The 11101-nt window shown below is 70.3% G+C and carries 8 protein-coding genes; 2 read left to right on the forward strand and 6 right to left on the reverse strand.

From position 1 onward, the window contains the following. Positions 1 to 77 precede the first annotated feature (77 nt). The 6 genes from LAO51_18230 to LAO51_18255 form a co-directional block, all read right to left on the reverse strand. A complete protein-coding gene (locus tag LAO51_18230; GenBank protein ID MBZ5640680.1) occupies positions 78 to 284 on the reverse strand; it encodes a hypothetical protein in 207 nt (68 codons plus the stop codon). 38 nt (positions 285 to 322) lie between these two features. Beyond that, positions 323 to 1216 (reverse strand): sugar ABC transporter permease, encoded by an 894-nt coding sequence (locus LAO51_18235; protein ID MBZ5640681.1) that lies wholly within the window; start codon positions 1214 to 1216, stop codon positions 323 to 325. Beyond that, positions 1213 to 2640 (reverse strand): sugar ABC transporter permease, encoded by a 1428-nt coding sequence (locus tag LAO51_18240; protein MBZ5640682.1) that lies wholly within the window; start codon positions 2638 to 2640, stop codon positions 1213 to 1215. The genes LAO51_18235 and LAO51_18240 overlap by 4 nt, the downstream gene beginning before the upstream one ends. Before the next feature lie 515 nt (positions 2641 to 3155). Continuing rightward, positions 3156 to 4406, reverse strand: a complete 1251-nt coding sequence (locus tag LAO51_18245; GenBank protein ID MBZ5640683.1) for an extracellular solute-binding protein — start codon at positions 4404 to 4406, stop codon at positions 3156 to 3158. Positions 4407 to 4457: 51 nt separating this feature from the next. Further along, positions 4458 to 5552 carry a sn-glycerol-3-phosphate ABC transporter ATP-binding protein UgpC gene (ugpC, locus tag LAO51_18250; GenBank protein MBZ5640684.1) on the reverse strand — a complete coding sequence of 365 codons (1095 nt, stop codon included), beginning with the start codon at positions 5550 to 5552 and terminating at the stop codon, positions 4458 to 4460. 34 nt (positions 5553 to 5586) lie between these two features. After that, the gene (locus LAO51_18255; GenBank protein MBZ5640685.1) at positions 5587 to 7158 is read right to left on the reverse strand and encodes a DUF3459 domain-containing protein; all 1572 of its coding nucleotides are present in this window, start codon (positions 7156 to 7158) and stop codon (positions 5587 to 5589) included. Between the two features lie 209 nt (positions 7159 to 7367). Between LAO51_18255 and LAO51_18260 the strand changes: the two genes are divergently transcribed. Both LAO51_18260 and cadA read left to right on the forward strand, forming a co-directional pair. Beyond that, positions 7368 to 8858 (forward strand): glycosyltransferase family 39 protein, encoded by a 1491-nt coding sequence (locus LAO51_18260; GenBank protein MBZ5640686.1) that lies wholly within the window; start codon positions 7368 to 7370, stop codon positions 8856 to 8858. A gap of 57 nt (positions 8859 to 8915) precedes the next feature. Further along, on the forward strand, positions 8916 to 11101 hold a 2186-nt coding region (gene cadA, locus LAO51_18265; protein ID MBZ5640687.1), incomplete at its 3' end, for a cadmium-translocating P-type ATPase.

Raw genomic sequence — 11101 nt, forward strand, 5'->3', positions numbered from 1 at the left:
GATCAGCCGATCGAGTTTTCCGGTGCTGCCATAGCTTGCCTGGTAGAAGCGCAGGCCGGCATACACCAGCGGATCATTCACCACGATTTCCTTGCGCTCGACCTCGCGGCCCTGGTCGACGACCGCCAGCTTCGACCACCACCGTTTGGGCGTGGGTAGGTGTAGGTCCCGGGACCGTTGTCGTCGCCGGTCGGATCCTTGAACGACACCTCTTGCGCGAGCACGGGCGCCGCCGCGAGCACCAGCACGGCGAGCAGCACGAGCCCCACCCCTTTTTGCCTCATGCCATCCTCCTTTCGGTCGGTATCGGGATCGTAACGCTTCACCCCTTGACGGCCCCTGCCGTGAGGCCGGAAACCAGGTACCGCTGCAAGAACATGAACAACACCACCACGGGGATCGACACGATGATCGACCCGGCCGCGAAGTAGCCCCATTGCTCCGAGAACCCGCCCACGAAGAACCGCAGTCCCACGGGGGCCGTGTACATCGTCTCCTTGTCCATGAAGGTCGCGGCGATGATGAACTCGTTCCACCCGGTCATGAAGGAGAAAAGCGCCGTGACCGCCACCGCCGGCTTCGCCAGCGGGAGGATGATCCGGAAGAAGACGGTCGCGGGGCCCGCGCCGTCGATCCGCGCCGACTCCTCCAGCTCCTTGGGGATCGTGTCGAAGTACCCCTTGAGCATCCAGACGCAGAAGGGGATCGACGTGGTCGCGTAGACCAGCACCAGGCTGATCCGCGTCGAGCCGAGACCGAGCCACTTCACCAGGATGATGTAGAGAGGGATCAGCATCAGCGTGCCGGGGAACATCTGGGAGACCAGGAAGGACATCAGGCCCGTCCGGCGGCCCGGGAACCGGAAGCGCGAGAACGCGTACGCCGCCGTGCAGGCCAGGAACACGCCGAGGACCGTCGTCGCCGCCGCGACGATCGCGCTGTTGAGGAGCCACAGGCCGAACGGCTGGTCGGTGAGGACCGACGAGAAATTGGAGAGCGAGAGATGGCTCGGCCACGGGACGACGGTGCGGAGCCGATCCAGGAGCGTCGGGTTCGGCGGGAGGTCCACGATCGCCAGGCTCTGCTTTCCCGAGAACGCGACCGTGATGACCCACAGGATGGGGTAGGTCGCGAGCAGCGTGAACACCACGAGGAACGCGTGCAGCAGGGCGTGGGGAACCTCGCCCGTCCTCGACCCCGATCCCCGCGCGCTCATATCCCCTCCGTCGCCCGCGTGATCCGGTTCTGCCAGGTCCCGTACAGCAGCAGGATGGCGAAGATCACGGTGGAGTAGGCGGCGGCGTACCCGTACCGGTACTGCTCGAACGCGAACTTGTACGCCTGCGTGATCAGGATCTCGGTGGAGTGCGAGGGCTCCCCGGCGGAGACGAGGTAGGGGATGTTGAACATGTTGAACGTCCAGATCACCGACAGGATGACCGCGGGGATCAGCGCGGGCTTGAGCGAGGGGAGCGTGATCGAGCGGAACTGCTGCCAGCGCGACGCCCCGTCGACGCGGGCGGCCTCGTAGAGGTCCGCCGGGATCGACTGCAGGGCCCCGAGGGAGATCACCATCATGAAGGGGAACGACAGCCAGCCGTTGGTGGCGAGGATCGACAGGAACGACGTGAACGTGCTGTCCGACCACGCCACCGCGTGCCCTCCGAAGATCTGGAGGACCTGGTTGATCACCCCGAACTGCGGGTGGAACATCCCCTTCCAGGTGAGCGCGGTGATGTAGTTCGGCAGCGCCCAGGGGAGGATCAGGAGCACGCGGTAGACCGGGCGGATCGCGAGGCCCCGGGTGTTCAGGATCAGCGCGAGGAACAGGCCGACGGTCACGCCGACCGTCACGTTCGCGATCGTCCACACGACGGTGAAGAAGAGGGTCCAGTAGAAGTTCTGGTAGTTGAAGACCAGCCCCTCGGCGGTGTGCCGGACGACGGAGAAATCCCCGAGGATCTCCACGAAGTTCCTGAGCCCCACCCAGGTCTCCGAGATCGGCTTCTCGCTGTTGTAGATGTTCGAGTCGGTGAACGAAAGAGCGATCCCGTAGAAGAACGGGAAGAACACCAGCAGGAGCATCCCGACCATCGCCGGAAGCGTGTACACGTAGGCGACCGCGAATCTCCTGAGGGTCCCAGCGAGGCGTCCGGCGATGCCCAGCCCGACGAAGAGCAGCCCGGCGAAGGCGAGCACGCCGGTCCCGGTCATCTTCCGGCGCACCCGGACCGCCGCCAGGGCGAGGTCGCCGGCCAGCGGGCCCGGGTTCAGCGCCCCGTCGGCCGCGACGATCCCTCGCGGCTTGCGGAAGAGGTCGGCGTCCCAGCGGGACGGGTCGAGCGGCGGTCCCGAGGGCGTTCCGAGTCCCCCGAGAATCGCGGCCGCGTCCGTCTTGGCCTCGATCACCCGGCCCGCGACGGCGAGGGCGGTCGCGCGACGCTCGGCGGCGACGATCCCTCTCGCGCGTCGCTCGAGCGCGACCAGCGTTCCGGCGAGCAGCACCACCGCGAGAACCAGCAGGACCGCCCGCCGCTCGGGGACGGCGGCGGAGAGCGCGAGGAACGCCAGGACGGGTACGGCGAACGCCAAGAGCGCGAAGAGCCAGCCCGCCGCCCGAGGCGGCCCGGCCGGCTTCATCTCGATCTCGACGAGACCGGCCACGCTCCCGTCCCGCTCGAGAGGGGCGGCGAAGGCGAGCCCTCCGGCCGGGGTCGGTCGGACCTCGATCTCGTCCTTGCGGGAGGCCCCTTCCTCGCGGTTCGTCTGGACCGCCGCTCTCAAGCGCTGGCCGAGGTCGAAGAACGCCTTCTCCTCGGGCAGGAGCTTGCGTGGGGCGGCCCGCTCCCCGCGGTCGTCCGGCGCGGTGGAGGCCTCGAGCGACAGACCCTCGAACGCGAGGACCCGGATCACCCGTGGTGCGCCGGTCGCGGTGGACGAGCCGGCGACGGCCCGGCGGACCGGATCTCCCGCGATCCCCGCTCTCTCGACGACGTCCGCGAGGGCCCTCAAGGTCACGATCCCTGTGCGACCGGCGCGGACCCGCGCCTCGTCGGAGAGCGCCGATCCGAGGAGCCATAGGCCGAGCCCTGCCGTCAGCGCCGCACCCAGGGCGAGCCCGATCGCGATCCGACGGCGAGGGGAGGCGCCGGGCATCATGGCTTCTTTCTCAGCCTCGCGATGTCCTTCTCGAGCTCCTGCTGCGCGACGTCCATGGCCGACTTGGGCGTGGCGGCGCCCTTGACGAGCGTGTTCATCGCGGTGGTCACCGGGGACCAGGCCATGGTCATCTCCAGGACGTTCGGCATCGGGATCGCCACCTCGACCTGCTTCCTGAACTCCTTCAGGATCGGGTCGTTTCCCACCTGGGGATCGTCGTAGACCTTCTGGTTCGCCGGGGTCTGGCGTCCCTCGACCGCGAGGATCTTCGCCACCGGGAGATCGGTGACGTACTTCAGGAAGTCGTAGGCCGCTTCCTTGTTCTTGGAGGGGGCGGCGATGTAGACCCCCTCGACCGTCATCCACGGACGCATCGGCTTGCCGCCGGCCTCGTCGATCGTCGGGAGGGGAGCCAGGCCGAAGTCGATCCCCTTGGCGATCTCGCCGATGAACCAGGGGCCGGAGAAGACGATCGCGGCCTTCCCCTCGTTGAACAGGGAGGTCACGAGCGCGGTGGACGGCTCGAGGGGAAGGAACTTCTCCCGATCGACCCACTTCATGAGCAGCTCGAGTGACTTCACGTTCTCGGCGGAGTTCAGGACGGGCTTCCGGGACGCGTCGAATACCTTCCCGCCGAAGCCGTTCATCAGGGGAGCGTGGTAGTAGAAGTTCGAGTACCAGTAGGCGACCCCGAACCGTCCCGTCTTGACGTCGGTGAGCTTCCTGGCCATGGCCGAAAGCTCGCCGGTGGTCTTGGGGGGCTTCTCGACGAGCTTCTTGTTGTAGACCATGGCGATGACCTTGTAGTTCAGCGGTAGCCCGTACACGGTCCCCTGGTAGGTCATCGCTTCCATCGTGGTCGGGATGAACCGGTCCTTGACCGCCTTGTCGAGGTAGAAGTCGATCGGCTCGATGGTGTTCCCGGCCTCGACCCAGCCCCCGAGCCGGTCTTGCGCGTAGATGAAGATGTCCGGCCCTTTCCCGCGCGGCACCGCGGCCGTGATCTTGTCGGCGAACGCATCGTACGGGACCGCGAGCGTGGTGACCTTGACCCCGGACGCGGCCTTCGCCTCGTTGTACTTGGCGACCACCCTCTCGAACGTCGCCTTCTCGTCACCCCGGTAGGCGTGCCAGACCACGAGCTCCTTCGGGGCCTCTCCCCGCGAGGGGACGCTCGGGACGACGGCGAGCCCGGCGATCGTCAGAAGGACCGCTGCCACGGTCCCGGCGGACTTGAAGCTCTTCATGATGGCCTCCCGATCCTCTAAGGACGGCTTCTCCCTGCCGAGCCAGCGGCCTCACGCCGTCAGGCGGCGCTCGGTCCCGGCGTCGAAAAGGTGAAGGGCGTCGAGCTCGAGAACCACGTCGATCTTCTCTCCCATGCGAGGCGCCCGGTGCGGGTCGAGCTTCGAAACCAGGATGTCGTCGCCCGCTCGGCCGTGAACGATCACCTCGTGGCCGAGCGGCTCGACGATCTCGACGTCCACCGAGAGGCGCGCGGACTCTCCCCTTGCCGCTTTGGCGGCGTCGAGGATGTTCTCGGGGCGGATCCCCGCGACGACCTGGCGGCCGCGGTGGGCGTCCGACACCGCCCGCAGCGAAGCCGGCACCGGGATCTCGAACTTCGACGCGGCGAGGCGCGCGCCGTCGTCGGTGATGGACGTCTTGAGGAAGTTCATCGGCGGCGTGCCGATGAACGCCGCCACGAAGACGTTCTCCGGCCGCTCGTACACCTCGAGCGGCGTCCCGACCTGCTGGAGCCGGCCGTCCTTCATCACCGCGATCCTGTGACCCATGGTCATCGCCTCGACCTGGTCGTGGGTCACGTAAATGGTCGTGGTGCGGAGACGGGACTGGAGCTTCGAGATCTCGGCCCGCATCTGGACGCGCAGCTTGGCGTCGAGGTTCGAGAGCGGCTCGTCGAAGAGGAAGACCGCGGGCTTCCTCACGATCGCCCGGCCGACCGCCACCCGCTGGCGCTGACCGCCGGAGAGCTGCTTGGGCTTGCGATCCAGGAGGTGCGGGATGTCCAGGATCTGCGCCGCCTCCCCCACGAGCCGGTCGATCTCCACCTGCGGCATCTTGCGGATCTTGAGCCCGAACGCCAGGTTCTCCCGGACCGTCATGTGCGGGTAGAGCGCGTAGCTCTGGAACACCATCGCGATGTCGCGATCCTTGGGAGGGAGGTCGTTCACGATCCGGCCGCCGATGTCGATGGTCCCGCCCGTGATCTCCTCGAGCCCTGCGATCATCCTGAGAGCCGTCGACTTCCCGCACCCCGACGGGCCGACCAGCACCATGAACTCCTGGTCGTGGATCGCGAGGTCCAGGCTCTCGATGACCTTGACCGACCCGTAGCTCTTGGAGACGTCCTTGAGGGTCACCTCGGCCATGGCGGCTCCACTCCCGGGGGGGGCTTGTGGGGGCTCATCTTACCGCGAGAATCCTCGCGGATTTCGGGTTCACCTCGGTCTCGATCGCGCCTCCCGCCGTGGGGACGTCTTCGCCGTTCCAAAGGTCCCGGACCGCGGCGGTGCTCCATTCCGGTGGCGTATCGAACCGGGCGGTGGCCGGCGCGCTCCCGCGATTCACCGCGACCACCACCGCGTCGCCGCTCGCGGGGTCGCGCTGCACGAACACGAGGAGGTCGCCTTCCGTCGACAGCGGTGCGTGGATCCCGCGGGAGAGCGCCGGGTGCGCCCGCCGGATCGCGATCAGACGCTTGTAGTCGCTCCTCAGCGCCTCGTCCCGGGGGAGGCCGGCGCCCGGACGGACCTGCCGTTCTCCCCAGGGCATGTCGCTTCGATTGTCCGGCCAGTCGCCGCCGAGGCGCCCGACTTCCTCGCCGTAGTAGATGGTCGGAATACCCGGGGACGTGAACTCCAGGATCGCGGCCAGCCGGAACGCCTGCTTGTCCCCCCCGAGCTGCCAGAGCAGCCCCGGCACGTCGTGCGAGGAGAGGAAATGCGCGAGGTAGTGGCCGGCGCGGACCTTCTCCCTCGACTTGAGGTAGCGGTCGAACGCGACCGTCCGCCCTCGCCCCAGAAGGAAGCCCAGGACGCTTCCCTGGAACGAGAAGTCGAACCCTGCGTCCATCTCGTCCCCCTCGAACCAGGGGTCGAGCGACTGCGCGTCGCCGCCCCAGACCTCGCCGACGAGAAAGAAGCTCTTTCCGAGACGCTCGCGGGTGCGCCGGCGGTGCTCCTGCCAGAACGGGTGATCCACGTGCTTGACCGTGTCGAGACGGAAGCCGTCCAGACCCACGCGCTGCGCGCGGCCCAGGTGCGCCTCGTACAGGAATTCGGCCACCTCGGGAAGCTCGGTCCGGAGGTCGGGGAGACCGCCCACGCACGTGGTGAGGTCGTCGGACCCGCAGGGGTTGCGGATCCATCCCTTCGTCCGCGGGTTGGTCAGGTACTGCGAGTCGTATCCCACGTGGTTGTAGACGACGTCCAGCAGCACCTTGATGCCGCGCCGGTGGCAGTCCTCGACGAGCATCTTGAGCTGGGCCTCGCTCCCGAAACGGAAGTCGGTCTGGTAGAAATCGTCCGCCCAGTACCCGTGGTAGGCCCAGTCCGGGAACCCCGCGCCGGTGACGAATCCGGGGATGTTCTTCACCACCGGGTTGATCCAGATGGCGGTGACCCCGAGGTCGGCCAGATCGTCGAGGTGCTGCTGGAGCCCGGCGAGGTCGCCCCCGTGGAAGGTCCCCTTTTGCGCCGGGTCGACGTGGACGTCGTTCGAGGGGTCGCCGTCCGCGAAGCGGTCGAGCAGGGCGAAGTACAGGACGGCGTCGGACCAGTCCTTCTGCGGGGCGACGACGACCGCCGGCGCCTCGGGAGCGGCGACGGCCGCCGGCGGGGCGATCTTCGCGGGGGCCCGGACCCCCGCGCACCCCCACGGCGCGACGGCGAGGAGGAGGAACCAGCCGACGAGGGTCGCCGCCGCGGTGAACACGGCGGCGGAACGTCGGGCGTTGCGGACCGGGGGCACGCTCATGTTCCTCCCCTCCGAGTCCCGTCGGAAGGGGAGTCTACCCCAAACCCGCATCGAACCGGATCGGTCAGGAAACCGGGAGCGGAGCGCCCCGCCGCAGGATCATCGGGGTCGGGATTACACTCTCGCCGGGCGCCTCCCCGCCGCCGCTCCGCGTCGGGAACGCTCGCCCGCGAGGAGGGGAGACGGTCACCCGGGACGGTCCTTTCATCGTGACCGTGGAGCCCGATCGCGCCGGGCTTCGCTACGGCGCGCTGGTCGCGGGGACCGTGCTCCTCCGCGCGATCCTCGCGGCGCTCCTGCCGCTCTCCGGCGACGAGGCCTACTACTGGGATTGCTCCCGGCACCTCGACTGGAGCTATTTCGACATGCCGCCGCTGACGATCTGGGGGATCGCCGCCGGCCGCGCCCTCTTCGGCGAGACGGCCCTCGCCGTCCGGTTCCCGGCGCTGGTATCGGGAGGGCTCACCGGCTTCTTCCTGTACCGCCTGATCCGGAGCTTGGGCGGCGGCGCGCGCGACGCCGCGAGGGCCTGGCTCGTCGTCACCGCGATGCCGCTCTTCCTCGTCGGCTTCTTCTACGCGTCCACCGACGCGGTCCTGGGTGCCGCCTACGTGGCGGCCGTCTGGGCAGCGGTCGCGATCGCGCAGGGGGACCGGTGGGGATGGTGGGGGTTCGCCGTCGCCTGCGGGCTCGGTTTCCTGGGGAAGTTCCCGGTCGTGCTCGCGGCGGGCGCGTGGGTCGGGGCGATGACCTCGCGGCGGGCGCGAGCCGACCTCACGACGCCGACGCCGTATCTCGCGGCGCTCCTCTCGCTCGCGCTCACGTCCCCGGTCTGGATCTGGGCGGCAGCGCACGGCGGGGACAATCTCGCGTTCCAGCTCGCCGGGAGGCACGCGCCGAAGCCGCTCGGGCTCTCGTACCTCGCTAGGTTCGCGATCGGGAGCCTCCTCGTGGCTTCGCCTCCGATCCTGGCGGCCCTCGCGGTGGCGTGGTGGCGCGCCGCGCGGCGGAGCGACCCCGCGTGGCGGGCGGTGGCCTGGGGGGCCGCGGCGCCCTTCGTGCTCTTCGGCGCGGTCGCGCTCAAGGAAGAAGTCGGCGCGCACTGGGGCGGACCCGGCCTCCTCGCCGCGGCCGCGGCCCTGGCGCTCTCGCGATTCCGCTGGCGCGGCGCGCTCGAGATCGCGGGGGCTGCGATCGGCGTCGCGTTCGTCGCGCTCCTGCTGTCCGTCGCCGTCCTTCCCGAGCCTTGGATCCGCGCCGAGTGGCGATGGACGGCGGGCGCCGCAGGAGGAGGGACCGCCAAGCTCGCGCCGCTCTTGGGGGACGGGGAGATCGCCCGCGAGGTCGAGCGGCGCCTGGGGCGGGGCGAGCTGGCGGCATCCGCGAGCTACTCGGACGTCCACCAGGTCGCGTTCCGGACCGGCGGCCGCATCCCGGTCCGCTTCGCGAACATCGACCGCGGGACGCACGGGCTCGCCTCGCTCTACTGGTACCGACCGGCGGAGCTCGTGGGGCGGGACGTCCTGTTCTTCACGGAGAAGCCGCGCCTCGAGCGGGAGCTTCTGCTGCGGTTCGCCACGGTTCGGGAGGAGGTGCCCCTGGTCCTCTCCGTGGACGGCCGGGAGGTGCGCAGGGTACGCTTCTACCGGTGCGGGAATCTCCTGCACCCCGAGGGCGCGTTCACGAGGCTCGCCTCCTGATCGCCTCCGGTGCGCGACGGGGTAGAGAGCGTGGGGTCGTCGTTCCGCATCGAGGGGATGGACTGCGCGGACGAGGTCGCCGCGCTCAAGCGGGAGGTCGGCCCCGTGGTCGGGGGCGACGACCGTCTCGCGTTCGACCTCCTCCGCGCCCGCATGACCGTCAGGGCGGAGGCCGCCGGGTTCGACGAGGCGGCGATCCTCGCCGCGGTGGCGAGGACGGGGATGCGGGCGGAGAAGTGGGTCGACGCCCACGGCGAGCCGCGTCGCGCGGAGCGCCGGGCCCGACGCGCGCGGATCCTGACCACCGCGGCGAGCGGAGTCGCCACGGCCGCCGGCTTCCTCGTGCACGCCGCGAGCGCCGGCGGGCTCCTCCCCGCGCTCCGGGGGAGCGAGGGCGGTAGCGCCGTCCCTTCCGCGTCGGCCGCGATCTACGCCGTCGCGGCGGCGTGCGGCCTCTCGCTCGTGGTCCCGAGGGCCTGGCTCGCCTTGCGCCGCCTGCGGCCGGACATGAACCTGCTCATGACCGTCGCGGTCGTGGGCGCCGCGGCCATCGGCCAGTGGCTGGAGGCGGCCACCGTCTCCTGCCTGTTCTCGCTGTCGCTCCTGCTCGAGTCCTGGAGCGTGGGCCGCGCCCGGCGGGCGGTGGAGCGCCTCCTCGACCTGTCGCCGCCGCGCGCCCGAGTGGTCAGGGAATCCGGTCGGGAAGACCTCGTGCCCGTCGACGAGGTGGCGGTCGCCTCGCGGATCGTCCTGCACCCCGGCGAGCGGATCCCGCTGGACGGCAGGGTCCTGGACGGGGAGACGTCGGTGGACGAGGCGCCGATCACCGGCGAGAGCCTTCCGGTGGACAAGCGGCCGGGGGACGAGGTCTTCGCGGGGACCATCAACGGCGACGGGGTGCTCACGGTCGAGGTGGACCGGCCCGCCCGCGACACCGTGCTCGCGCGGATCATCCGCATGGTGGGGGAGGCGCAGGACCGCCGCGCACCGGTCGAGAGGTGGGTCGACGCGTTTGCCCGGGCGTACACGCCCGCGGTCATGGTGCTCGCGGCGGCGACCCTCGTCGCGCCGCCGCTGCTCCTCGGCCAGCCGTGGGGCCCCTGGGTCTACCGCTCCCTCGTGCTGCTTGTGATCGCCTGCCCGTGCGCCCTCGTGATCTCGACCCCGGTCAGCATCGTCGCGGCGCTGGCGGCTGCGGCCCGCCACGGCGTGCTGGTGAAAGGGGGCGCCTTCATCGAGGCTCCCGCGCGGATTCGGGCAGTGGCGCTGGACAAGACCGGGACCGTGACCGAGGGGCGGCAGCGAGTGGTCGGGGTGGAAGCGCTCGAGGGGAGGTGGGAGCGCGAGGTCCTGGAGACGGTCGCCGCGCTGGAGGCGCGAAGCGAGCACCCGATCGGACGGGCGATCGCGGCGCACGCGGAGGCGCTCGGGCTCGACCTCCCGCCTGCGGAGGACGCACGGGCGGTCCGGGGGAAGGGGATCTCCGGGAAGGTCGGCGGCCGCGCGTGCTGGGCGGGGTCCCACCGGTTCCTGGAGGAGCAGGGGGCCGGCACCGAGGAGACGAGGTCCCGGCTCGACGCGTTGGCGGGGCCGGGACGGACCATCGTGACCGTGGGGGACGAGCGCGGCGTGCTCGGCTTCGTGACGCTCCTGGACCGGATCCGGCCGGGAGCCCGCCGGGCCATCGAGGAGCTGAGGTCCGCCGGGATCGAGCGAATCGTGATGCTCACGGGAGACAATCGGGCCACCGCCGAAGCGGTGGCGCGCGAGGCCGGCCTCGACGAGACCCACCCGGAGCTCCTGCCCGAGGACAAGGTCCGGGTGGTGGAGGACCTCGTGAGGCGATTCGGCAAGGTCGCCATGGTCGGCGACGGCGTCAACGACGCGCCGGCGATGGCCCGCGCGGGCGTGGGCATCGCGATGGGTGCCGCCGGCAGCGACGCGGCGATCGAGGCCGCGGACGTGGCGCTCATGTCCGACGATCTCGAGCGGATCCCCTGGCTCGTCCGCCACTCGCGGCGGGCCCTCCTCGTCGTCCGGCAGAACATCGCGTTCGCCCTGGGAGTGAAGGCCGTCTTCGTGGCGCTGACGTACCTCGGGCACGCTTCGCTCTGGGCGGCGATCGCCGGCGACATGGGGGCCTCGCTCCTCGTGATCGGGAACGGCCTGAGGCTCCTTCGCGAACCGCGGTTCTCCGTCCCCGCCTTACGCGATAGACTGTCGGGTGCCGCGCCCGCCCGGTG

The organism is Terriglobia bacterium, from assembly GCA_020073205.1.
Lineage (GTDB): Bacteria > Acidobacteriota > Polarisedimenticolia > Polarisedimenticolales > JAIQFR01 > JAIQFR01.